A 25,175-nucleotide genomic window follows, 5' to 3' on the forward strand; every position below is an offset into this window, starting at 1 on the left:
GCATTCTTGGTTAATGAGACAAATGAAGCATCAGTTTAAATTTAATCCTTTAGCGACTGCGATCTTAACCCTTTTATGTGGCAGCACTGTCACGAGTTATGCTTCATCAGCAGATAGCACATCATCTTCTACAAATGAACAATTAAAAACTGCAATAAAAGACGTTTATCCAGGTCAACAATTTTTCGAACAGTATTATGTAGATAAATCTTCACCTGAAGCGCAGCAACGCCAAAATGGCAAGCTAAGCTCTGGATTTTGCCAAGGTACGTGGGTTACACCTATTACGCCAGGAACAAAGTCTGGAGATACAAGCACAGATAGTTCAACAGTTACTGCCGACTACGGTCATTACAACCCAAATGGCGATTCAATTTTAGAAGGCAATGTTGTAATAGAACAACAAGGTCGTTTAATTAATGCCAATGAAGTAACCATTGATAAGACACAAACTTTTGCACATGCAAAAGGCAATGTGCAAATGGCTCAAGGTGGTCTACTTTCTCAAAGTGATGAAATCAATTACAACTTAAAGACCCAACAAGGTGATTTAAGCAATAGCTTATATATTTCAGAAACACAGCACGCACATGGTAGTGCTGAAAAAATTTCTAGAACGTCCAATAATATTACTGTGCTGAATAATGCAAGCTACACCACTTGCCCACCAAATGAAGCACCAACTTGGAATATTAAAGCCAAAGAAATTAAAATTAACCAAGAAACTGGACGCGGTGAAACCAAAGGTACAAAGCTTTACGTGAAAAATGTGCCCGTTTTAGCCGTTCCTTATTTCAACTTCCCAATTGATGACCGTCGTACTACGGGTATTTTAACGCCAACATTCGGCTTTACCAATAATGGTGGTTTGGAACTTGGTGTTCCTGTTTATTTAAACCTTGCGCCTAATTATGATGCAACCATTACGCCTCGCTACATTAGTGACCGTGGTGCAATGTTCCAAGGCCAATTCCGTTATTTAACAGAAGGTTTTGGTTCAGGTTTATTGAGTGGTGGCTTCCTTGGATCTGACAAAAAGTATAATGATGAAGATCGTAAAGAATTTCACTTTGAACACTTTTGGCAAATTAACAAACAGTTCTCTACAAAAGCAGAATACAACTATGCTTCTGATAAAGACTATTTTGCTGACTTAAACAATAATCCCGATTCTCGTACAGATCTTAACTTGCGTCGTGCGTGGGAATTAAATTACAGCAATGGTATTCCTGGGCTTAAAGCAAAGTTAAAAGTAGAAGACTTCCAAACACTCGATCCTACTGTTAAAGATAAAGACCGTCCTTATGCGCGCTTACCGCAATTTTTATTAAACTACAAAACAGGCAATCCACAAGGTTTCCAAGTTGAGTTTAATAACGATACCGCATATTTCCAAAAAGATATTTCGGACTTTGCAGACACAGCAGAACCAAGTGGTACTCGAATTTATAACGACTTCACCGTACGTTACAACTACAGTAATCAATGGTCGTATATTCGCCCTGCTGCATCTATTCGAAACATTAATACTTTCTTCGATAAAGATACAAAAGATAGATTTAACGCTGAAAACTCTACCAGTGACAATCAAAACATTTCTGTAACAGTGCCACAATTTACTTTAGATGCTGGCTTACTTTTCGAAAAAGAAGGCAAATATCTACAAACGCTTTCACCTCGTGCATTTTATGCATATGCACCATACAAGAATCAATTAGGAAACCCTAATTTCGATTCTGTATCTGCATCTATTGGTTACGATCAATTATTTAGCCCTAACCGCTTCTATGGCCATGACCGCTTAGAAGACAATAACTTTGCATCTCTTGGTCTTAGCTACAGCTTATTTGACCAAGTTGGCTTAGAACGCTTACGCGCAAGTGTTGGTCAAAGCTTTTTCTTTGAAGATCGTCGAGTAAGCTTAGATGGCACTTACGATCAATTTGACAGTCAAAAACGAACAGGCCCAGTGGTTAGTCTTTCTAGCCAACTAACCCAAAACTTTAGTGTAAGCGCGAATAGTTCATGGCTATCAAATGGTGACAATTCACAATATAACGTGAATGCATTCTATGGTACGGAACAAGGTCATCTCTACAGTTTAGGCTACATTTACCGCAAAGATCTTGGTGATCGACAAGATGCCTACGACCAAGTCGTTGCCTCTTTTGTTCAACCAATACACAATAATTGGCGTATTTTAGGTCATGCACAATACGATATTGATAACCGTGTAACGAGAGATCTCTTATTAGGTATCAACTATGAGTCTTGTTGTTGGGGCATTTCAGTATATGGTCGCTCATACTATAACGATTTAGATAATGTAAATTCACCAGATGTTAAAGCGAACCGCGCTGTAATGGCTGAGGTCACATTTAAAGGACTTGGTGGTTTCAATAATAAACTTGCATCTTTACTAGAAAACCGTATTTTAGGATTTAATAAAGTAAATCAATCTTGGACACAACGTTAATGAAGACGACACAGATAAAATTATTATTTAAAGCCAGCGCTTTAGCATTAAGTATTTCATTTGCAGCACCAACATTTGCACAAAATTCAGATGAAGTTGTAGCTGTTGTCGATAACGGTGTTATTTTAAAAAGTGATTTAGCTCAAAGCATTGCTGAAATTCAACGACGCTTCCAAGCACAAAAACAAGAGTTACCTCCGCAAAATGTGTTAGAACAACAAGCATTAGAGCAACTTATTATACGTCAGGCGCAACTTGAACAAGTTGCCCGTTTCAACATCAAGCCAGATGAAAAAGCATTAAACGACGCTGTACTTAGCGTTGCAAGTCAATCTGGCATTAAAACTTTAGCAGCATTCCAACAAAAGTTAGATGCTCAACAAGCAGGTATGTACGCAGCAGTTCGTAATCGTGTTGCAGAAGATTTAGCAATTAACCGCTTACGCCAACAAGTGGTAATGTCACGTATTAAAATCAGTGACAAAGATGTAGAAAACTTCTTAAAAACACCACAAGGTCAAGCAGCACTTGGCAACCAAGTACATGTACTTCATTTACGTGTATCAGGTACTGGCGACACACAAAATGTAGCACAGCAAATACGCAAAGAATTCAGCAACAATAATGATGTCAATGCGATTGCAAAACAGTTCTCAACTAATGGCGTTAAGGTTGAAGGTGCAGATATGGGCTTCAGAAGCCTGTCTGCTATTCCTGCTGAATTAGCTGCTCGTGTAAGTCCACTTGAAGTTGGTCAAACGACAGATTTAATTAGCGTTCAAGATGGCATTCACATTTTGAAATTAATTGATCGTAAATCAAGTGAACAAAAAGCCATTATTCCGCAATACCAAACTCGTCACATCTTAATTCAGCCATCTGAAGTGGTTAGCCCTGAAAATGCAAAACAAACCATTGATAGCCTTTACAAGCGCTTAAAAGCAGGCGAAGACTTTGCTGTACTTGCATCAACATTTTCTAATGACACAGGCTCTGCACGTGATGGCGGAAGTCTTGGTTGGGTAACGCCAGGTGTAATGGTTCCTGAATTTGAAGCGAAGATGAAAAGCACACCAAAAGGACAAATCAGTGAGCCATTCCAAACACAATTTGGTTGGCACATTTTAGAAGTCACTAATACACGCCAACAAGATATGACAAACCAATATCAAGAACGCATGGCTCGTCAAATATTAGGTGAACGCCAATTTGATACCGAATTAGATAGCTGGTTAAGAGAAACTCGTAACAATGCTTTCGTTGATATCAAAGATCCGAAATTAGACCGCAAAAATAACGGTAAATAATATAAAAAGAGCGCTAAATATTTGGCGCTCTTTTTCATCGTTCTTTTAAGATTTTAAAATCAAAAAAAAGCCTCTCAATTGAGAGGCTTTTTTATAACTCAAAGATTAACGATTGTTTTCGTCTTCTTGAGCATCATCAAATTTAGTTTCGCCAGCTTCAAAGCCACCTTGACCACCGAAGCCACCTTGACCACCGAAGCCACCTTGTTGACCGCCAAAGCCGCCTTGTTGACCACCGAAGCCACCTTGACCACCGAAGCCACCTTGACCACCGAAACCACCTTGACCACCAAAGCCACCTTGACCACCGAAGCCAGCACCTTGACCACCAAAGCCAGCGCCTTGACCACCAAAGCCAGCGCCTTGACCACCACCAAAACCAGCAGCGCCTTGAGCACCAGCAGGAGCACCAGCAGGACGTGGATTACGTGCAGGAACAACTGTTGAAATAGCGTGTTTGTAAACCATTTGGCTTACTGTATTTTTTAATAAAACAACATATTGGTCAAAAGACTCGATATGACCTTGTAATTTAATACCATTTACAAGAAAAATAGAAACTGGAATGCGTTCTTTACGGAGAGAATTTAAGAACGGATCTTGTAACGTTTGACCTTTAGACATGTTATAACTCCAAAAAATTTTAAAAATATCAGCGCAAAAGCTATCTTTATTTTTCAATTAAAAATTATAAAAAAGATAGCGTGTAAATTCTGCTTTAATCGTAGCAGTTTCGCAAGTCTTCTTGTGCTTGCTTTACTGTACAGAATGTTTGAATTTCATGCGTTTTTTGCAAAGAACGCAACCAAGTATATTGACGTTTTGCAAGTTGTCGTGTCGCGAATAAAGCTTTATCTTCCATCTCCACGACCTTAGTGTGAGATTGGTCACCATTTTTAAGAAATTCTAATACTTGGCGATAACCAACAGAACGCATTGAAGGTAAATTTTCATTTAAATCGTATTTTTCAATTAAGAAGTTAACCTCACTCAAAAAACCGATATCCCACATTATTTTTAAACGTTGCTTTATTCGCTTATGCAATTCTACACGATCAGGCATCAATGCGTAGTTATGAAAATTGTAACGATATGGTAAATTTTTAGGTTGTTCTGCTTGCAATTGTGTAATTGGCTGCCCTGTAAGCTTATATACTTCCAATGCACGAATAATTCGTTGCTTGTCACTCACGTTAAATTTTTGCCCTGCCAATGCATCCACAGCACATAATTCCGCATAAACAGCATCCCAACCTTCGCTTTCTGCTTTCGCCTCAATCTCATCTCGAATTGCTTGATCTGCATTCGGCAAATTGCTTGAAAGCCCCTCAAGTAAGGCTTTGAAATACAGCATTGTCCCACCTACCAAAATAGGCGTTTTACCCTTTGCATGTATTTGATCAATCAATAAAGAGGCATCATCTACAAATTGTGCAGCCGAATACACTTCCAATGGTGAAATAATATCAATCAGATGATGAGGATACTGCTCTTGTTCGGCTTTTGTGGGTTTTGCAGTACCAATATCCATATCTTGATAAACAAGCGCAGAATCGACGGAGATAAGCTCGAAACCACCTCTTTCATATAGTTCACATGCCAAAGCGGTTTTACCACTTGCAGTAGGTCCCATTAAATTGATGACCGGCAATTGATTTGACATGTACAACTACTCTCCTCGAGCAAAAAGTTTATCTAATTGAGCCAATGGAAATGCACGCCAAGTTGGACGACCATGATTACATTGACTTGCAAATTCGGTTTGTTCCATTTGACGAAGCAATGCATTCATTTCAGACAAACTTAATAATCTATGCGCACGAACAGCACTATGACAGGCCATACCTGCCAAAATTTGATCTCGTTTTTGCAGTAAAGCTTGTGCTTCATCATTTGGATCTAAATCATTTAATAATTCAGGAATAAGCGCATCAAAATCTGCTTTATGCAAAATTGCAGGCACACCTCGCACAATCACTTTTTCATCACCATATTGATCGATATCAAGCCCTAAACGTGACAACTGATCTTTAAGATCATCAATACGCATCGCTTGCATACGACTAATATGAATGACTTTAGGAATAAGTAATTGTTGTGATGTCCAAAACTCAGGCTTATCCCAAGCAGATTTCATTTGTTGCAGAACAATGCGTTCATGTGCCGCATGCATATCAACAATAATTAAACCTTCAGTATTTTGCGCAAGTACGTAAATACCATGAAGTTGTGCAATCGCGATACCCAATGGATGCTCATCTACTTTTGGCGATGCATCAAAACTACTTAATTCATGATCTGAAGATGACGAATCTATATTTTCACGTAACGGTGCTAAATAGGTTTTAAGTACGTTATTAAGTTGTTGCGAGCCTGCATAAGAGTGATTATTTTGCTGTGCATAATGAACTGTAGGCTGACTTGCATTAAATTCAGTTAATAATTCTGTCGAAACTTGAGGCTGTGTCGCTTCTGATGTTTGGTCTTTATGAAGCTGAAACTGTTCTTGATAACGTGGTTGCGCTTGATAAGGTTGCGCCTGTTCAGCAGCATCTAATTTCATTGCAGAAGATAAGTCAGCACCTGCCGTTTGAAATTGAGCTAAGGTCGTTTTTGCATAATGACGCACAAACTCATGTACTTCACGCTGATTTAAAAAACGAATTTCATGTTTAGTTGGATGTACGTTTACATCAATATTTTCAGGTTCAACTTCTAAAAACAACAAATAAGCTGAATGTTGATGTCCATGCAAAATTCCATCATAAGCCATACGCAACGCATGAGAGATAGTTTTGTCTTTTACAATACGACCATTCACATATACATATTGCAAATCTGCTTGCGAACGTGCATCGGACGGATGACCCAACCATCCTGTTAAACGCATTGAAATACTGTCGGAATCTATCCAATAGGCATTTTCAGTAAATGAACGACCCAATAATTGTTGCACACGCTGATAACGAAGTTCACCACTATCTGCGATAGGTAAGTTCAATTTCACCGCATTATTATGTTTAAGCACAAAACGAATATCAAAATGCGTAAGCGCTAAGCGACGAACAATTTCTTCAATATGGCTAAATTCTGTACCTGGCTTTTTTAAAAATTTTCGACGTGCAGGTACATTAAAGAATAAATCTTGCACACGAATATGTGTGCCTTTGGGTGTTGCAACAGCCTGAATTTCTTGATGATCAAAAGCTGTTCCGTTGACTTCAACCTGATAACCGATACCATCATCATTTTGACTACTGGTTAAGGTTAAGCGCGATACAGCAGCAATTGATGCCAAGGCCTCACCACGGAAACCCAAACTCACAATCGCGTGTAAATCTTCAGAGGTTTGGATTTTACTTGTCGCATGACGCATAACAGCCAAAGACAAATCATCGGGATGAATGCCTTTGCCGTTATCCATAATTTCTATAAGCGTACTTCCGCCTTGCTCAACACGAATGATGAGCTCAGTAGCACCAGCATCTATGGAATTTTCTAGTAATTCTTTAACTACCGATGCAGGACGTTCAATCACTTCACCTGCTGCAATTTGGTTGGCTAATGCAGGATTGAGGGTTCGAATACGACGTACGCTTAATTCATCACGCATGCTTAAAAGCGCTCTCCAAGGCTTGTTGTAATTCAGAAGATGACGATGTTAATGTCACAGAACGTGTCAATTCATCTTCAGATTTTTCAATATTAATAATTAGTTCCGCTTCAGGAATTTCTTCACCACCTTTCGATGGCCATTCAAATAAAAATAAAGCATTTTCAGTTTCTAAATAATCACGAATCCCCATGAGTTCTAACTCGTATGAATCGTTCAAACGATATAAGTCGAAATGAAAAACATCTTTTCCTGAAATATTATAAGGTTCAACCAATGTATATGTTGGACTTTTCACAGAACCTTGATGTCCCATACTTTGCAATAAGTATCTCGTGAGCGTGGTTTTACCTGCACCTAAATCACCAATCAAATAAACCACGCCTTTGTTAAAATGTGACGCCAAAATTTTCGCTAAATTTTGGGTATCATTTTCACTATTCAGCTGTAAATTAAATGAATACTGCATAATACTCACGATATGAAACAAAAGAACAAATATGATAGCATCGCACCGCTTTAAAGCCTATGTAAACGTAGCGAAATGTCTAATTTTAATACGCCATATTTTTGACTGAAACAAAATAGTTTGATGCCTAAATGATGAATGCTCTCGAATTTTCACCACCGATGATTAATGGTGTCAGTGCAAGCAAGGTTTTTTTACCTAAAATTAAACCAGCACCTGTCAGTGTTTTTGAATATTTGTGTCAAGAATTTCAACATATTTCATCTATTGAATGGCAACAGCGTTTTGACGACGGCTTAATTTACGACGCCATTGGCAATAAACTAACTCAATCTTCTGCATATTTAGAAGATACCCATGTGTTTTATTATCGATTTTTAGCACATGAAATTCATGTGCCATTCGAACATCAAATTTTATATGAAAATGAACATTTACTTGTAGTCGATAAACCTCACTTTCTGACCATGAGTCCAACAGGACAATATGTACAAGAAACTCTGTTAGTTCGATTAAAAAAACAAACCAATAATGAATTTTTAACCCCTATTCATCGACTAGATAGAGAAACGGCAGGTGTGGTTCTATTTTCAAAGAAAGTGGAAAGTCGTGGTGCATATCAGCAAATGTTTGCAGAACGAAATGTTGAAAAAATTTATCATGCCATCGCACCATATAAGAAAGAACTTAATTTCCCTTTAAATATTCAACTTCGCATGGAAAAAGGTGAACCGTTCTATACGATGAAAGTAGTTGATGGTGTAGCAAATAGCGAAACTAATATTTATTTGCTAGAACACAATAGTGAATGGGCAAAATACGAATTAAAACCTAAAACAGGAAAGCAACATCAGCTTCGTGTTCACTTAAATTCACTTGATATTGCCATTAAAAATGATCCATTTTACCCCCAACTACAACACAAAAAAGACACTGACTTTTCTCAACCATTAAAGCTTCTAGCCAAAGAAATTTCTTTTACAGATCCTATATTATTCACGCAATTGTGCTTTAAATCCTCATTTGAATTGACACTGTAATTCATTTGTCATTACAATGAGTGAAAATAAATACTGTATATTTATTGAAATTACGTTTAGTTCCTTTACAATAAACGCTTAAAATTTAAGTAATTTGCCGTTATAAAAAATCATGAGAAAAACTGAAGTTTATCAAATCCGCTTAGATTCCCAAGAAAAGAAACAAGCATTTGCCGTGTTTAAACAGCTTGGTATTACGCCTGCTCAAGCAGTTCGTTTATTTTTCAAACAGGTCGTTCTAACAAAATCGATCCCCTTTTCTATTGAAAATCAGAATATTAATCTTGAACAGCTCATTAAGTTAAGGAAGCTAAAACAAGAGCAAAAACATTCTAATGGTGAATCTACAGAAACAGTAGTGAGTAATCATGAACTGATGTTAGACGATGATGACAGCGATTTATTTGAAGAACTGAATGCCTTATTAGGCGATTCTGACAAAAATTAACATTGTCATATTTATAAATATTTTTCTCATTTAATTTTTTAAATATTCACTATGCTTCATGTAATGGTTTTTATACATGAAGCATATGATGTATCGATCGCAAAGCAACTTATTGATACTGCAATTCATTTTCCACATGATGAAAAGGCTTTGCGAATTCGCTTAGAAACTCAAAAAATAATATGGAATCTCATCAACTATATGAACAAATGAGTTTTGTTGAAGATACAGAATTTAAAAGCGACTACTGTTTTCTATAAGTATTTCTATAGTTAGATTTCATCTCGTTGCTTTGCACGTTGAATTTGCTCTTCAGTTAGAAAAATCCATTCACCTTCAGCAAGATTTTCTAAGTCGAATTTTCCAATTTGTTGGCGATGCAAACTCTCAACCTTATTCCCCACAGCAGCAAGCATGCGTTTCACTTGATGATACACACCTTGATGAACCGTCATTTGTAATTCATTTGCACTTAAACGCGTTACATTTGTCGCAGCAAAAATGCCTGTTTCATTACGCAATTCTACGCCCGCTTCTAATTGCTGAACTTGCTCATCTGTAATTTCATCTACAGTCATCATTTTATACACTTTAGGCACATGCTTTTTTGGATGTGTTAAAGCTTGTAGAAATTGCCCATCATCCGTTAACAGCAGTAAACCTGTCGTATCTTGATCTAAACGTCCAACGCATTGAATCCCACGATTAAGCAAAATATCGTCAAATAAATCGAATACGCTAAAATGATGTGTCGCCTGATGTGAGCATTCATAGCCTTTCGGTTTATTCAGCGCGATATACACTTTCTCTCGGTAAGTATATTTCTCACCATAAACCTGAAACTCTAATCCCTCTATTTTCAATTTTTCTTTAGGATTTAAAACAACCACACCATCAATTTCGACAGCGCCATTTTTAATCAGTTGCTGACAATGTTTTCGTGTACCAAAGCCTTGTGACTGCAACACCTTTTCTAAAAACATAATCAACACCTAAAATTTAAAACAACATAAAACGTTGAGCATTCTATACCGAAATATTTTTTTATTCTTATCTTTCATTCATCACACTACTTATCGCTCAAAAACAGCTACAATTTAGCTTAATTTCTACGCCTAAATACACCTAATGATGTCTAATTTAGATTTAAATTTAATTGTTCTACTCATTTTATTAGCATGTGGGATTTTTAGTCATAACACAGCTGTCACTATTGCCACAGGCGTTTTAATTGTATTTAGAATTACACCTTTAAGTGAGTTTTTTCCTTATTTACAAGCACATGGCTTAAATATTGGCATTATTATTTTAACCATTGGTGTTTTAACGCCTATCGCAAGTGGGAAAATTTCAGGCGAAGCCATTTTAAGTTCTTTCATGAGCTGGAAATCTTTAGTTGCTGTCGCAATTGGTCTTTTTGTGGCTTGGTTAGGTGGTCGTGGCGTAACGCTCATGTCACACCAACCCAATGTGGTTGCGGGCTTATTGATTGGGACAATTGCAGGCGTAGCCCTTTTACGTGGCGTTCCCGTTGGCCCTTTAATTGCAGCTGGCCTACTTTCACTACTTATTGGTAAATCATAAAACCTCCGTCATATTTTATGATTTACCAGATCTATTCTTTCATCTTAAAACCAAATTTAAGATGAATAATAGTGATTACGTTTTTGTGAAAATTTTTCCAAATGTTTTAAGAAGCCTTCAAAATAACTCTTATCTTTTTCATCTGTGCGGTAACCTGCATATAAAGTACGACGCAAACCTATAGGTGAAACACAGCTTAAACGCTTCGATGTTACCCATCCCTTTTGCTCATACTCATTCACCACCCAATCGGGTAAAGCCGCAATACCTCTACCACTTGCCACAAGCTGAATCAACATTTGCGTTAAGTCTGTTGTACGAATAGATTTCGGCTGAATATTCGCAGGAATAAAGAGTTTCGACATAATATCTAAACGATGCTTATCGACAGGATACGTAATTAACGTTTCTTCAGCCAATTCTTCAACTGTAATATTTTCTGCACGAACCAATGGATGTGTATTTGAAAGCACCAAACGTGATTCATATTCAAAAATTGGAAAATATTCAATGCCCGTTAATGCAATTGGATCTGCTGTAATCAGTAAATCAAATTCTGAATTTTGCAATAATTCATGCGGATTTGCTTCAAATCCTGATGCAAAATCTAGATCTACATCTGGATATTGATGACGATATTGATTCAACAACGGCATTAACCAATCAAAGCAGCTATGACATTCTGAGGAAAATATAATTCGTCCCGTTTGCCCATGCACAATGCGCGTAATATCAGATTGGGTTAATTGTATTTGCGGTAAAATATCATCGGCTAATTTTAATAATCTTTGTCCAACATTTGAAAAAGTGACAGGACGACTACGTCGATTGACCACTTCTACCCCATACCAATGATCTAGCTCTTTTAATTGATGTGAAATGGCAGATGGTGTTAAACATAAGTCACTTGCTGCCGCAACCAATGATCCATGCTCGCGTAAAGCAATAAGTGTCTTTAAATGACGAATTTCTAACATTAAATGATCCAATTTATCGCTTAGATAAATGAAATTAAAAGTGAATAAAATTCATCTTATCACATTTTAACTTATATATTTTCATATAATAAAAAACTCTTTTGATCTAAAACTTTTTGTTATTGTTTGATTCTTTTAATTCATCAATTTTGCTATGTAAGCTATACGTCCCTTAGGTATGATATCCGACAACAAATTCATAGGAAATGTTCATGTCTACTCTTAAAATTACTTGTGTCGAAAAATATGTTTTGATTGATCGCACTTTTAACTTTCAATTTCCATGTGACTTTCAAGAATTTGACAAACTTTCTCAAGAACAATTTGAAAATGATGTTAAAAACCAAGATGTCATTATTTTAAGTGATTTAATCATCAATGAAAAAGTTGTAAACAACAACCCTAACTTAAAGTTAGTTGCTCTCTGTTCGACAGGTTACAACCATGTAAATATGGAGTTGTTGCGTAAACACAATGTAAAAGTGTGCAACATCCGTGGTTATGCAGGTGATGCGGTATCTGAACATGCTTTTATTTTAATGATCAACTTAATTAAAAACTTTAGCCTACAAGCTGAAGGTATTAAAGAAGGATTATGGTCAACAGGTAATAGTTCCTTTTATTTGGCAGCCCCTATTCGCGAGCTAAAAAATAAAACTTTAGCCATTATTGGCAAAGGTGAAATTGGTTTATCACTTGCTGAAAAAGCACAAGCTTTTGGTATGAATGTGATTTTCAGTGAACGTAAAAATGCCACTGAATGCCGTGATGGCTATGTTTCATTCACATCGGCAATTCAACAAGCAGATGTTGTATCGCTACATTGTGAACTGAATGCATCTACTCAAAATATGATTGATGCTGATGTATTGTCACAAATGAAATCTAACAGTATTTTAATTAATGTTGGACGTGGTGGTTTAGTTCATGAAGCAGACTTGGTACAGGCTTTAGGAAATAAAACGATCTCTGCTTATGGTGCAGATGTTTTAAGTGTTGAGCCACCTGCAAATGATCATCCATTGATTGAATTACAACGTAAAATGTCAAATGTGATTATTACAGGTCATATTGCTTGGGCAACGGATGAAGCTCAGGTTCGCTTATTTGATATTTTAGAAAGTAATGTGAACAAAAATATGCAAGGTATTGAAGCGAATTTAGTTTAAACAAAAAAACCAGCGATATGAGCTATCGCTGGTTTTTTATTCCAAAACTTCTTTTATTGTCTAAACTTTTTAATACTTTTTGATAGATGTGCACGCATCATTTGACGTGCTAACAAGCCATCTTGATCGATAATTGCCTGATAAATATTCATGTGATCATGATGTACAGCTTTTAGATAATCTTCTAAATCGAGCGGACTTTTTTCAGCAGCATTCACACGTGCACGTGGAATAATTTTCTCGCCTAAATATTTTAAGAAATCGACAAAATATTGATTTTCAGATGCTTCTGCAATTGCGATATGAAAGTCATAATCTGCTTTTACTGTTCCATCATTGGCACTTGGCCCAATATGAGATTCGAAATCATCTAATGCCGCTTTCATTTTTTGAATGTGCGTATCTTTACGTCTTTCTGAAGCCAAAAATACGGCTTCCGACTCTAAACTAATTCGTAATTCTAAAAGTGAAACAATGTCATTAATCGTTTCTAAACTCGCATTTGAAAGTAAAAAACTTTGTTCTTCTTTTTGTTCTTTTACAAATGTGCCAATACCATGTCGAGTTTCAACATAACCCAAAGATCTTAATTCTGTAATGGCTTCACGAATAACAGAGCGACTTACATTATATTGGTCAATCAATTCCAATTCAGTTGGAATTTTTTCATCTACCTTGTATTCATTCGATTGAATTTTTTCAATCAAATTTTCAACAATAATCTGACTTAATTTTTTTGTAGATCTAGGTCTAATCGGACTAGACATATATAAAAGTGCTCAATAAACAATCTAAAATTTAACAGCAATTATAACAGAAATAAATATATGAAATAACTTTTGGTGCAAAAGGCGAACCAAAATCATCAATTAATACATTGTTTTACTTTACTGATTCATCATGTATTTGCTTTGCATAAGCAAATTCCATTTTCTTATATTTTTCATAAGCAAGTTTGCTAATAATAACTGCTTTAGCCTCACCTTTTTTAGTAATTTCTATCGCTTGACCCGCACTCACTTTGTCTAAAATCTGTGAAAGCACAGCTCGAGCATTGCTGTAATTCATACTTTCCATGTAAATCTCCAAAAAAAAACAACTCAGTGACTATGCACTGAGTTGTTTTTATTAAAACTTTTATAGTGCTGCAGAACTCAGCTGACCATTCACCAATCGATTTAAACCAAGTGGATTTTCATCTTTTAAAGCATCTGGTAGAAGTACTTGAGGCGTATTTTGGTAACAAACTGGACGCAAGAAACGATCAATTGCTGCTGTCCCTACTGATGTACCACGCGCATCACTTGTTGCTGGGAATGGACCACCGTGAACCATTGCATCAGAAACTTCAACACCCGTTGGGAAACCATTAAACAGCACACGACCTGCTTTCTTAGCAAAAAGATTGAGTAAATTTTCCGCACCTACGAAATCTTCATCTTCACCAATAATTGTTGCTGTTAATTGACCTGCAAGTTGATCGATACCTTTTAACAAAGTCTCTTCATCATCTAGTGCAATCACAACAGACATTGGACCAAATACTTCATGCTGTAACTTAACATTACCTGAAAGCAATACGCTTTGATCTGCTTTGAATAATTGAGCCGTTGCTTGAGAAACTAAAGTCGCTTCTAAACCTACTGCTACTTTTTCAAAACCAGCTTCATTTTCTAGTTCAGCAATACCTGCTTTATAACTTTTCAATGTACCTTGATTAAGCATTACTTGAGGTGCTGCTGCTTGAGTTGCCGTTACTAACCCTTTAACAAACTGATCAAATTCAGGGCTCTTCACACCTAAAATAAGACCTGGTTTTGTACAGAATTGTCCACATCCCATATTAAAAGATGCAACGGTTTCAGCAGCAATTTGCGCACCACGGTTAGCCAATGCTTGTGGTAAAACAACCACTGGGTTAACACTCGACATTTCAGCAAATACTGGAATAGGTTGAGGACGTTGTTGAGCAATATTGTAAAGTGCCATACCGCCATCTAACGAACCTGTAAAACCAACAGCTTGAATCAGCGGATGTGCAACTAAGTCTGCACCAATACGGCCACCGAAAACCATATTGAACGTACCTGAAGGCATACCACATTTTTCAACTGCTTTTTGAATTGCAGTACCCACCAATTCAGCAGTCGCCATATGACCTGAATGTGCTTTAAACACAACAGGACAACCTGCAGCAAATGCAGCAACTGTGTCGCCACCTGCAGTAGAAAATGCTAATGGAAAGTTACTTGCACCAAAAACAGCGACAGGACCCACACCAATTTTTGCTAAACGTAAATCTACACGTGGCATAGGTTTACGATCAGGTAATGCTTGATCAATACGTGCAGAGAAGAAATCACCACGACGTACAACTTGAGCAAATAATCGAAGCTGACCTGTTACACGACCTGTCTCACCTTGCAGACGACCTAATGGCAAGCCTGTTTCAAGTGAAGCAACTTCTTGTAATTGAGGACCAAGTGCTTCAATTTGTGTCGCAATTTCTTCAAGAAATTGCGCACGAAGTTTTGGTGTAGTTTGATTATAAACTTTGAATGCATCATGAGCAGCTTGAGCAGCGTCATTCACTTCATCTAAAGTTGCTTGGCAAAACAAATAACCTGTTGGTTCATACGTTGTTGCATTAATACTGTCCAATGTAGGCGCATTTGTTGCAACGCGCTGACCATTGATAAATTGTTTTCCAATTAATTCACTCATTAGGATACTCCAAACTACACCGACAACTTAAAACTTACTGAGGACCTAATTTTGCGATTAAATCTGCAAGCATTTGTACTTCTTCAGCATTTAAATCGCTTAATGGAGCACGTACAGGACCACCGCTATGACCAACAATTGTTGCACCAGCTTTAACAATACTTACGCCATAACCAGCTTTGCGGTCACGAATTTTAATGTACGGTAAGAAGAAATCATTTAATAAACGATCTACTGTAGCCGAGTCATTACTACGTACTGCATTAAAGAATTCAATTGCAGTTTTCGGAATGAAGTTAAATACAGCAGATGAATAAACAGGAACGCCTAATGCTTTATATGGTGCAGCAAATAATTCTGCTGTTGGTAAACCACCGATATAAGCTAAACGATCGCCAAGCGCATGAGTAATTTGGGTAATGGTATCAATTTGACCTAAACCGTCTTTGAAACCAACAAGGTTTGGACACATTTCAACCAATTTAATAAGTGATTCAGGTGAAAGCTGAGATACGCTACGATTATAGAAAATCACGCCGAAATTAACAGAGTCACAAACTTGTTTAACGTGCTCGATTAAACCTTCTTGACTAGCTTCAGTAAGGTAATGTGGCATAAGAAGAATACCATGAGCACCTAAACGTTCAGCTTCTTGAGCATGAGCAATCGCTTGACGAGTTGGACCACCTGCACCAGCAATAATTGGCACTGTACCACGACAAGTATCAACAGCGGTTTTAATCACTTCAGAATATTCTTCACTTGTTAAAGAGAAATATTCACCCGTACCACCCGCTGCAAATAATGCACTTGCACCATATGGAGCTAACCACTCTAAACGCTTAATATATGAAGCTTTATCAAAATTGCCATTAGCATCAAAATCTGTAATTGGAAATGACAACAAGCCATCAGAAATAATATTTTTAAGAACTACTGCATCCATTTGAAAAACTCCATTGCGTTGATGTTGTATGACATCTTACGACATAAATAAATATAATCAAGTTGATTTCGTAACTTTTTCAAAAATTTATTGAAAAACACACTTTAAATCATTGTTATTCAATGATATTAAGACAAACCCAAGCATTAAAAAAACTTATAATAAAATTATTATTTTTTTATTTTTCAATGCTTTATTTATATCAAATACAAGAAAATTAAAAAAAATCTTGCAAACAATAAAATAAAAAACATAAGATGTCATACTTCTTCTTAGTGTTCAATTAATACACATCGTATGTATATCTAGATGACACTTAAACTAGACATATATGAATTATCAATTCCGACATGAAGTCAGCTTAATTTGATTTATCTAAATTAAGATCATTAATATGAGTTTGGTATGGAAAACTTACAAACGCAAAATGGCTTAAATAATAAAAAAGCCGTCAATCACACAAAAACTCGCTATTACATTTTAGCGATGATTTTCTTAGTAACTGCCTTAAATTATGGTGATCGTGCAACGCTATCTATGGCTGCATCACCAATGTCACAAGAACTTGGTTTAAATGCAGTAACAATGGGGTATATTTTTTCTGCATTTTCATGGGCCTATGTAATTGGTCAAATTCCAGGTGGATGGTTACTCGATAAATTTGGTGCTCGTAAAGTATACTTCTGGAGTATTTTCCTTTGGTCTTTATTCACTGTATTTATTGGCTTTTCAAATATTTTTGGTAGTACAGCTATTATCATTAGTGTGCTGTTCTTACTCCGTTTCCTTGTGGGTTTATCTGAAAGCCCTGCTTTTCCAGGAAACAGCCAAATTGTTGCAGCTTGGTTCCCAACAAAAGAACGTGGTACAGCCGCTGCAATATTTAACTCCGCGCAATATTTTGCCACTGTCATTTTTGCACCATTAATGGGCTGGTTGGTAACTCAATACCAATGGCAATCTATTTTCTGGGTGATGGGCGGTTTAGGTATTGTCATTTCATTTATTTGGCTAAAAGTAATTTATAGCCCTGTAAATCACCCAAGTATCAACCCTGCAGAATTACAGTATATTAAAGATGGTGGTGGTTTAGTCGAAATGGGCGAAACCAAAGCTGAAAATAGAGCTGCCAACAAAGTTAAATTTTCAGACATCAAACAACTTTTATCTTCGCGTATGCTTTTGGGTATTTTCATTGCTCAATATTGTATTAACTGCCTAACTTACTTCTTCCTGACATGGTTCCCTGTTTACCTTGTAAAAGAACGTAATATGTCAATTTTACAAGCAGGTTTTGCAGCAGTTGCTCCAGCATTATGCGGATTTATTGGCGGTATTTTAGGTGGTTTAGTTTCAGACAAACTCATCAAAATGAATAAGTCTGTGACATTTGCTCGTAAATTACCGATTATTCTCGGTTTATTTTTATCTACAAGCATCATCATTTGTAACTATGTAAGTTCACAAGCAGCAATCATCTTCTTCATGTCATTAGCATTCTTTGGTAAAGGCTTTGGTTCTTTAGGTTGGGCAGTTATGTCTGACGTTGCACCAAAAGAAATGATTGGCTTATCTGGTGGCTTATTCAATACCTTTGGTAACACCGCAGGTATCGTCATTCCAATCGTGATTGGTTACATCATCAACTCAACAGGTTCTTTCAACGGTGCGTTAATCTTCGTTGGAATTCACGCTGTTATTGCCCTTCTTTGCTACTTATTAATTGTAGGAAAAATTGAGCGATTTGAACTCAAAAAAACAAGTCACTAATCAATTAAGGAGGTGGGCTTAAGCCTCACCTCCTGACATAAATGCGTAAAACAAGGAACGACTATGCAACGACCATTACTCATCAAAATTAATCCCTTAGATAATGTCGCAATCGTGGTGAACGATGGTGGTCTGCCAAGCGGAACATATGTGGAACAATTTGATCTCACACTTAAAGAATTTATCCCTCAAGGACATAAAGTTGTTTTAAATGCTTTAAAAGAAAATGACGAAATTTTAAGATATGGCGAAATTATTGGATATGCCAATAAAGATTTAGCCGAAGGTTCTTGGGTAAACGAAGCTGTAACGCGCATGCCTGAAGCACCTGAACTACATACTTTAGAAATGGCGACTCGTCCCGCTCCAAACTTAGAACCATTAACAGGCTATACATTTAAAGGCTATAAAAACAAAGATGGTTCTGTTGGTACAAAGAATGTTTTAGCCATTACCACAAGTGTGAACTGTGTTGAAGGTATTGTAGATTATGTTGTACAAATTGTAGAACGTGAATTATTGCCGAAATACCCAAATGTAGATGGCGTTGTCGGCTTAAACCACTTATATGGCTGTGGTGTTGCTATTGATGCCCCTGCTGCAATCATCCCAATTCGCACTATTCACAACTTATCATTAAATCCTAATTTTGGTGGTGAAGTGATGGTTGTAAGTTTAGGCTGTGAAAAGATGCAACCCGAACGCTTACTGAATATTCCTGCTGAAAACAAAAGAATTCCATTAGAAGACCAAGATATTATTCAGCTTCAAGATGAAAAGCATAATGGCTTCCAAAGTATGGTTGATCATATTCTTGCAGTTGCAGAGCACCATCTAGAAAAACTAAATAAGCGCCAACGTGAAGTGGTTTCTGCCGAACACCTCGTTGTAGGTATGCAATGTGGTGGTAGTGACGCATTTTCAGGAGTCACAGCCAACCCTGCTGTAGGTTTTGCATCGGATTTGATTGTACGTTGTGGCGGTACAGTTATGTTTTCTGAAGTAACAGAAGTACGAGATGGTATTCACTTACTTACACCACGTGCTGCAACCAAAGAAGTTGCTGAGGATCTCATTCGAGAAATGCAATGGTATGACAATTACCTTCAACAAGGTAAAGTTGACCGTAGTGCAAACACTACACCAGGCAATAAAAAAGGTGGCTTAAACAATATTGTAGAAAAAGCGATGGGGTCTATTGCAAAATCTGGACGCTCTGCAATTGTTGAAGTATTAGCTCCTGGAAATAAACCGACTAAAAAAGGGTTAATTTTTGCAGCCTCGCCTTCAAGCGATTTCGTATGTGGTACACAGCAAATGGCTTCTGGTATTACCGTTCAGGTATTTACCACTGGTCGTGGTACTCCTTACGGTTTAGCTGCTGTTCCTGTAATTAAAATGGCAAGTCGCAATAATATTGCGAATCGTTGGTATGACCTGATTGATATCAGTGCGGGTGATATTGCCATTGGGAAAAAGACCATCGAAGAAGTGGGATGGGAGCTTTTTGAATTAATTTTAGCCATTGCAAGTGGTGAGAAAAAAACGTGGTCTGATCACTGGGGATTAAGAAATTCACTTGCAGTATTTAACCCTGCACCTATTACTTAAAATTTAAAATCACCTCATTACACATAGCGCTAGCCGCTATGTGTTTTATTCTAATTTGTTATTTAATTCATATATTTATTTTATTACACATATAGTTAATTAGTCTAATAGAGATATAAAAATAATATCATTATCAAATGATATATTTATACTCCATGGTCTAAATTCCATCTCCAATTTACCCAATATTTTTTCAATTTTGTTGAATACAAAGGGTTACATTTGAGATATTTTATGTTGTATGATGTCTCATATCATATCTCTAATCATTTATAGCAGGATGCTATTCAATGAAAATCTCCAAAATTGAAATAATCCGTATTGCAATTCCATTTACCGCAGGTCGAAAACAAGTAAATGATGCAGGACAAGATTTCAATGCTGCCTCTCCTAATCTAGATAAGATGGAAAGTTTAATTGTCAAAGTTCACACCCAAGATGGTCTTATTGGCTGGGGTGAAGCATTTGGTCACTTAATGAATCCTGTAACTTATTCTGCTTTAGAACATCAAGTTGCACCATTTTTCTTAGATAAGCAGTTTTCAGATCAAGAAAGTTTAAGCACTTTAATGAAAGATGCCGAATATGCATTTCATGGTTTTGGTCGTACTGGTCCTATCCGTTATGCCCTTTCTGCCATTGATATTGCTCTTTGGGATTTATTGGCACAGCAAGAAAAACTACCACTATGGAAATTATTGGGCGGAAAACGTCAAAAAGTATCTATTTATCCAAGCTTGGTTAGTTATGAAAATGACCCTGCCGAAGTAAGTAAAAAAGTTCAAGACGTTGTTTCTAAGGGTTTCAAACAAATCAAATTACATGAAACAACTTTTGAAGCGGTAGAAGCAGCTAAAAATGCTCTTTTACCAGATTGTGAGTTAATGGTTGATGTGAATTGTTGTTGGAATAAACAAGAAGCTGAAGCTGAAATTGCCAAACTAAAAACCTTGAATTTGAAATGGCTAGAAGAACCTGTTTGGCCTGTAGATGATTTTGATGCACTTAAAGATTTAAATCTGCAAGGCATTTCTATTTCTGCAGGAGAAAACACTGCAGGTGAACAAGATGCTATTCGATTAATTAAAAATAAAATTGTCGATATTGTTCAGCCAAGTGTTGCCAAAATTGGTGGAATAAGTTCAGCCATTCAAGTGATTAAAGCAGGTTTAGAAAACAATGTAACTGTTGTACCTCACTGTTTTTATTATGGTCCAGGCATGTTAGCCACTGCACATCTTGTGTCATTACTTCCAGATTCAATTCATTTAGAAGTTCCTTATATTCAATTTGCTGAACATCTACATGCTTTAACGCAATATCAACCTGAAATTTTATTGCCTGAAACACCTGGTCTAGGTTTTCAGATTAATGAAGACATTCTTCAAAAATATACCATCACATCAAAAACTTGTATGAATCAAGGAGTATAGATTCATGTTTAAAAATAGATATCGAGTAGTAGTTGCAATACTATTATTCCTTGCAGGGATCTTAAACTATTTAGACCGAGCAGCCCTTTCTGTTATGGCACCCTTTGTCAAAAAGGATTTGGTACTTAATGATGCGCAAATGGGTCTGCTATTCAGTGCATTCTTTATTGGTTACTGTGTATTCTGCTTTTTAGGTGGTATTGCCGCAGATAAATTTGGTCCACGTAAAGTATTCGCTTCTGCGGCATCAGTTTGGTCTGTGTTTTGCGGTGCAACTGCTGTTGTAACAAGCTTTAGCCAACTACTATTTGTTCGTGTTTTATTTGGTATGGGTGAAGGCCCAATGGGCACAACCAACAATAAATCTATTTCTAATTGGTTCCCTAAAAAAGAAGTAGGTCGTGCAGTTGGTTTTACTAACGCAGGTCAACCCTTAGGCGCAGCAATTGCAGCACCTATTGTCGGTTTAGTTGGTTTGTATTATGGCTGGCGTATTGCCTTTGTCATTATTGGTTTATTGGGCTTAGTTTGGGTTGTTGCATGGTTATTTTTATTCCGTGATAAACCTGAAGATCACCCTTCAGTTTCACAAGAAGAACGCGACTTAATTGTTGAAAACCGTCCTGCTTCTATTGCCACTACAGATGATGGTGTTGAACAAGTTCAAACATCTATTTGGACATATATTTTCTCTGGTCCTGTTTTAGGTATTGCAGCAGCATTCTTCTGCTTTAACTATATTCAATTCTTCTTCTTATCTTGGTTACCAAGCTACCTTGTAGATTACCAAAACCTTGATATTAAAAGCATGAGTATTATTGGTATGTTGCCTTGGTTAGGTGCGACTGTCGGCTTCTTAGGTGGTGGTATTATTTGTGATTTCATTTTCAAGAAATCAAATAATTTCCTATTCTCTAGAAAAGTCATTATTTTTGTTGGTTTAGTGATTGCTGCCATTGCAGTATTTGCAACTGCGTTTGCTCAATCTATGTGGATGGCTGTAGGCTGTATTACAGTAGCAACAATCTTTGCCTATATGACTCCGCAAGCATGTTGGTCTTTACTACAAGATATCGTACCAGCGAATAAAATTGGTAGTGCGGGTGGTTTTGTACACTTACTTGCAAACCTAGCAGGTATTTTATCTCCTGCTTTAACAGGCTTTATTATTCAATACGGTGGTGGTTATCACACTGCATTTATCTTAGCGAGTGCCTTTGCATTTGTAGGTATTATTGCATTACTTATTTTAGTAAAAAGCAAAAAACCTGCTGAGCCTGTCGGTGCTTAATTACCGTCGTTAAGAGTATGATATGAAAAATTAGTAATAAAAAAGCTCCTATTTAGGAGCTTTTTTATTACGCTAATCTCAGATATGTTTCTATTCTTTAAAAATTAAGATACAGCCACAAACTTTGCACGTGCTGCATGTAATTTTTTATAGCTATCGATTAAACGTAAATGACGGTCTAAACCTTCAAGCTGCATATTGGTTTCAGTTAAACCATAGAAACGAATACTTCCATCCATTGAACCAATCACCGCATCCATACGCTCATCACCAAACATACGGCGGAAATTCGGTTCAAAATCATTGAGGTCTAAATCATCATCGAGTTCAACTTCTAGAACCACGTTCATGCATTGATAGAACAAACCACGTTCAACTGTATTTGTGTTGTATTGAAGGAATGTTTCTACCAACTCTTTCGCTTCTTCAAACTGTTGTAATGCAATATAAATCAACAATTTCAATTCAAGAATCGTCAATTGTCCCCAAACGGTATTATCATCAAATTCAATACCAATGAGGGTTACGATGTCGGTGTAATCATCCGCTTCAACTTCTTCTAAACGCTCAACCAAAGCTTCAAGTTGTTCGTCATCTAAACGGTGAATATTTAAAATGTCTTCGCGGAATAAAAGTGCTTTATTGGTATTATCCCAAACCAAATCTTCGACCAAATAAATCTCAGAATAATCGGGCACTAAAATACGACAAGCTGTTGCACCTAAATGCTGATAAACCGCCATATAGCTTTCTTTGCCTAGCTCTTCAAGAATACCAAACAACGTTGCAGCTTCTTCCGCATTGGCATTTTCGCCTTCGCTTGAGAAATCCCACTCGACAAATTCATAGTCTGATTTTGCACTGAAGAAATGCCAAGACACGACACCGCTTGAATCGATAAAATGTTCTACATAGTTATTTGGTTCGGTTACTGCATTAGAACTAAAGGTTGGTTTCGGAAGATCATTTAAACCTTCAAAACTACGACCTTGTAGCAATTCCGTCAAACTACGTTCCAAAGCAACTTCAAGTTTAGGGTGTGCACCAAATGATGCAAATACACCACCTGTACGTGGATTCATTAAAGTCACGCACATCACAGGAAATTGACCACCTAAAGATGCATCTTTCACCAATACAGGGAAACCTTGTTCTTCTAAACCTTTAATGCCTTCAATAATACTTGGATACTTTGCTAAAACGTCTTCAGGAACATCTGGAAGTGTAAGTTCACCTTCTAAAATTTCACGTTTTACAGCACGTTCAAAAATTTCAGATAAACACTGAACTTGTGCTTCTGCAAGTGTATTCCCTGCACTCATCCCATTCGATAAGTATAAGTTTTCAATGAGGTTAGATGGGAAATAAACTGTTTCACCATCTGACTGACGTACAAACGGCAATGAACAAATACCGCGTGCTGTATTGCCCGAATTGGTGTCGTATAAATGCGTACCTAAAAGCTCATCTTCAGGGTTATAAATTCCTAAAGTGTATTCATCTAGAATTTCTTGAGGTAATTCACCCTTTGAACCTGGTTGGAACCACTTTTCATCTGGATAATGAACAAATTCTGCATTGGCGATATCTACACCCCAGAATTGATCGTTATAGAAGAAGTTACAGTTTAGACGTTCAATAAATTCGCCTAAAGCAGAGGCTAATGCACTTTCTTTTGTAGAGCCTTTACCATTGGTAAAACACATTGGAGATTGTGCATCACGAATATGAAGTGACCATACATTTGGCACAATATTACGCCAAGATGCAATTTCAATTTTCATGCCTAAACCCGCTAAAATAGCAGACATATTGGCAATGGTTTCTTCCAGTGGTTTATCTTTACCTAAAATATACGTGCTATTTTCAGAAGTCAGGCTTGGCATAAGCAAAGCTTGAGCATCTGCATCAATGCTTTCAACTTCTTCAATAATAAATTCAGGGCCTGTTTGAATGACTTTTTTAACAGTACAACGATCAATTGAACGTAAAATCCCTTGGCGATCTTTTTCAGAGATATCGGCAGGAAGTTCGACCTGAATTTTGAAAATTTGTTTATAACGATTTTCAGGATCTACAATATTGTTTTGAGATAAACGAATATTGTCTGTTGGGATGTCACGAGCAGCACAATATACTTTTACAAAATATGCAGCACATAAAGCAGATGACGCAAGAAAATAATCGAATGGTCCTGGTGCTGAACCATCCCCTTTATAGCGAATTGGCTGATCGGCGATTACTGTAAAATCATCGAACTTTGCTTCTTGTCGAAGATTATCGAGATAATTAACCTTTATTTCCATGCATGCACCTA

General features: G+C 36.8%; 21 protein-coding genes and 1 pseudogene. 11 read left to right on the plus strand and 11 right to left on the minus strand.

Annotated features, from left to right (window positions below):
* The first annotated feature begins 22 nt into the window (after window positions 1-22).
* Window positions 23-2,476: an LPS-assembly protein LptD gene (locus GTK57_RS14240; protein ID WP_163124413.1), complete on the plus strand. Its 2,454-nt coding sequence runs from the start codon at window positions 23-25 to the stop codon at window positions 2,474-2,476.
* Window positions 2,476-3,783 carry a peptidylprolyl isomerase gene (locus GTK57_RS14245; RefSeq protein WP_163124416.1) on the plus strand — a complete coding sequence of 436 codons (1,308 nt, stop codon included), beginning with the start codon at window positions 2,476-2,478 and terminating at the stop codon, window positions 3,781-3,783. Before GTK57_RS14240 ends, GTK57_RS14245 begins: the two co-directional genes overlap by 1 nt.
* A 105-nt stretch (window positions 3,784-3,888) precedes the next feature.
* Here the strand turns inward: GTK57_RS14245 and hfq are convergent, their stop codons facing one another.
* The 4 genes from hfq to tsaE form a co-directional block, all read right to left on the minus strand.
* Window positions 3,889-4,407, minus strand: coding sequence for an RNA chaperone Hfq (gene hfq, locus GTK57_RS14250; RefSeq protein ID WP_152873447.1), 519 nt, complete (start codon window positions 4,405-4,407; stop codon window positions 3,889-3,891).
* 94 nt (window positions 4,408-4,501) lie between these two features.
* Window positions 4,502-5,446, minus strand: a complete 945-nt coding sequence (gene miaA, locus GTK57_RS14255; protein WP_163124419.1) for a tRNA (adenosine(37)-N6)-dimethylallyltransferase MiaA — start codon at window positions 5,444-5,446, stop codon at window positions 4,502-4,504.
* A 6-nt stretch (window positions 5,447-5,452) separates the two neighbouring features.
* The gene (mutL, locus tag GTK57_RS14260; RefSeq protein WP_163124422.1) at window positions 5,453-7,396 is read right to left on the minus strand and encodes a DNA mismatch repair endonuclease MutL; all 1,944 of its coding nucleotides are present in this window, start codon (window positions 7,394-7,396) and stop codon (window positions 5,453-5,455) included.
* Complete coding sequence (gene tsaE / locus GTK57_RS14265; protein WP_163124438.1) at window positions 7,389-7,865, minus strand: tRNA (adenosine(37)-N6)-threonylcarbamoyltransferase complex ATPase subunit type 1 TsaE; 477 nt, start codon at window positions 7,863-7,865, stop codon at window positions 7,389-7,391. Before tsaE ends, mutL begins: the two co-directional genes overlap by 8 nt.
* 131 nt (window positions 7,866-7,996) lie before the next feature.
* Between tsaE and GTK57_RS14270 the strand changes: the two genes are divergently transcribed.
* The 3 genes and pseudogenes from GTK57_RS14270 to GTK57_RS14750 all read left to right on the plus strand — a co-directional run.
* Window positions 7,997-8,905, plus strand: a complete 909-nt coding sequence (locus GTK57_RS14270) for a pseudouridine synthase (RefSeq protein ID WP_163124441.1) — start codon at window positions 7,997-7,999, stop codon at window positions 8,903-8,905.
* Window positions 8,906-9,017: 112 nt separating this feature from the next.
* The gene (locus GTK57_RS14275) at window positions 9,018-9,353 is read left to right on the plus strand and encodes a type II toxin-antitoxin system RelB/DinJ family antitoxin (RefSeq protein WP_163124444.1); all 336 of its coding nucleotides are present in this window, start codon (window positions 9,018-9,020) and stop codon (window positions 9,351-9,353) included.
* A gap of 99 nt (window positions 9,354-9,452) precedes the next feature.
* A pseudogene (locus GTK57_RS14750) lies at window positions 9,453-9,613 on the plus strand (GNAT family N-acetyltransferase); the annotation flags it as partial.
* Window positions 9,614-9,625: 12 nt separating this feature from the next.
* Here the strand turns inward: GTK57_RS14750 and GTK57_RS14280 are convergent.
* Entirely contained in the window at window positions 9,626-10,336 is a 711-nt protein-coding gene (locus GTK57_RS14280) for a pseudouridine synthase (RefSeq protein WP_163124447.1), read from the minus strand.
* A gap of 148 nt (window positions 10,337-10,484) precedes the next feature.
* Between GTK57_RS14280 and GTK57_RS14285 the strand changes: the two genes are divergently transcribed.
* Complete coding sequence (locus tag GTK57_RS14285; RefSeq protein ID WP_407925925.1) at window positions 10,485-10,937, plus strand: DUF441 domain-containing protein; 453 nt, start codon at window positions 10,485-10,487, stop codon at window positions 10,935-10,937.
* 56 nt (window positions 10,938-10,993) lie between these two features.
* Here the strand turns inward: GTK57_RS14285 and GTK57_RS14290 are convergent, their stop codons facing one another.
* Window positions 10,994-11,914, minus strand: coding sequence for a LysR family transcriptional regulator (locus GTK57_RS14290; protein ID WP_152873431.1), 921 nt, complete (start codon window positions 11,912-11,914; stop codon window positions 10,994-10,996).
* Between the two features lie 212 nt (window positions 11,915-12,126).
* Between GTK57_RS14290 and GTK57_RS14295 the strand changes: the two genes are divergently transcribed.
* Window positions 12,127-13,083 carry an NAD(P)-dependent oxidoreductase gene (locus GTK57_RS14295; protein WP_152873429.1) on the plus strand — a complete coding sequence of 319 codons (957 nt, stop codon included), beginning with the start codon at window positions 12,127-12,129 and terminating at the stop codon, window positions 13,081-13,083.
* Between the two features lie 53 nt (window positions 13,084-13,136).
* Here the strand turns inward: GTK57_RS14295 and GTK57_RS14300 are convergent, their stop codons facing one another.
* The 4 genes from GTK57_RS14300 to kdgD form a co-directional block, all read right to left on the minus strand.
* Window positions 13,137-13,850, minus strand: a complete 714-nt coding sequence (locus GTK57_RS14300; protein WP_163124451.1) for a FadR/GntR family transcriptional regulator — start codon at window positions 13,848-13,850, stop codon at window positions 13,137-13,139.
* 115 nt (window positions 13,851-13,965) lie between these two features.
* Window positions 13,966-14,160 (minus strand): type II toxin-antitoxin system prevent-host-death family antitoxin, encoded by a 195-nt coding sequence (locus GTK57_RS14305; RefSeq protein WP_163124455.1) that lies wholly within the window; start codon window positions 14,158-14,160, stop codon window positions 13,966-13,968.
* A gap of 60 nt (window positions 14,161-14,220) precedes the next feature.
* Window positions 14,221-15,807: an aldehyde dehydrogenase (NADP(+)) gene (locus tag GTK57_RS14310; protein ID WP_163124459.1), complete on the minus strand. Its 1,587-nt coding sequence runs from the start codon at window positions 15,805-15,807 to the stop codon at window positions 14,221-14,223.
* A 34-nt stretch (window positions 15,808-15,841) separates the two neighbouring features.
* The gene (gene kdgD / locus GTK57_RS14315; protein ID WP_152873424.1) at window positions 15,842-16,753 is read right to left on the minus strand and encodes a 5-dehydro-4-deoxyglucarate dehydratase; all 912 of its coding nucleotides are present in this window, start codon (window positions 16,751-16,753) and stop codon (window positions 15,842-15,844) included.
* 405 nt (window positions 16,754-17,158) lie between these two features.
* Between kdgD and GTK57_RS14320 the strand changes: the two genes are divergently transcribed.
* The 4 genes from GTK57_RS14320 to GTK57_RS14335 all read left to right on the plus strand — a co-directional run bounded on the left by GTK57_RS14320 (window position 17,159) and on the right by GTK57_RS14335 (window position 22,858).
* Window positions 17,159-18,523 (plus strand): MFS transporter, encoded by a 1,365-nt coding sequence (locus GTK57_RS14320; protein WP_152873422.1) that lies wholly within the window; start codon window positions 17,159-17,161, stop codon window positions 18,521-18,523.
* Window positions 18,524-18,586: 63 nt separating this feature from the next.
* Entirely contained in the window at window positions 18,587-20,134 is a 1,548-nt protein-coding gene (gene garD / locus GTK57_RS14325) for a galactarate dehydratase (protein ID WP_152873420.1), read from the plus strand.
* Between the two features lie 290 nt (window positions 20,135-20,424).
* Window positions 20,425-21,567 (plus strand): mandelate racemase/muconate lactonizing enzyme family protein, encoded by a 1,143-nt coding sequence (locus tag GTK57_RS14330; protein WP_163124462.1) that lies wholly within the window; start codon window positions 20,425-20,427, stop codon window positions 21,565-21,567.
* A 4-nt stretch (window positions 21,568-21,571) separates the two neighbouring features.
* The gene (locus tag GTK57_RS14335) at window positions 21,572-22,858 is read left to right on the plus strand and encodes an MFS transporter (RefSeq protein ID WP_163124465.1); all 1,287 of its coding nucleotides are present in this window, start codon (window positions 21,572-21,574) and stop codon (window positions 22,856-22,858) included.
* A 104-nt stretch (window positions 22,859-22,962) separates the two neighbouring features.
* On the opposite strand, the gene GTK57_RS14340 is transcribed toward GTK57_RS14335, so the two are convergent.
* A complete protein-coding gene (locus GTK57_RS14340; RefSeq protein ID WP_163124468.1) occupies window positions 22,963-25,164 on the minus strand; it encodes an OsmC domain/YcaO domain-containing protein in 2,202 nt (733 codons plus the stop codon).
* Between the last annotated feature and the right edge of the window lie 11 nt (window positions 25,165-25,175).

The sequence above is a fragment of the Acinetobacter portensis genome, from assembly GCF_010646905.1.
GTDB lineage: Bacteria > Pseudomonadota > Gammaproteobacteria > Pseudomonadales > Moraxellaceae > Acinetobacter > Acinetobacter portensis.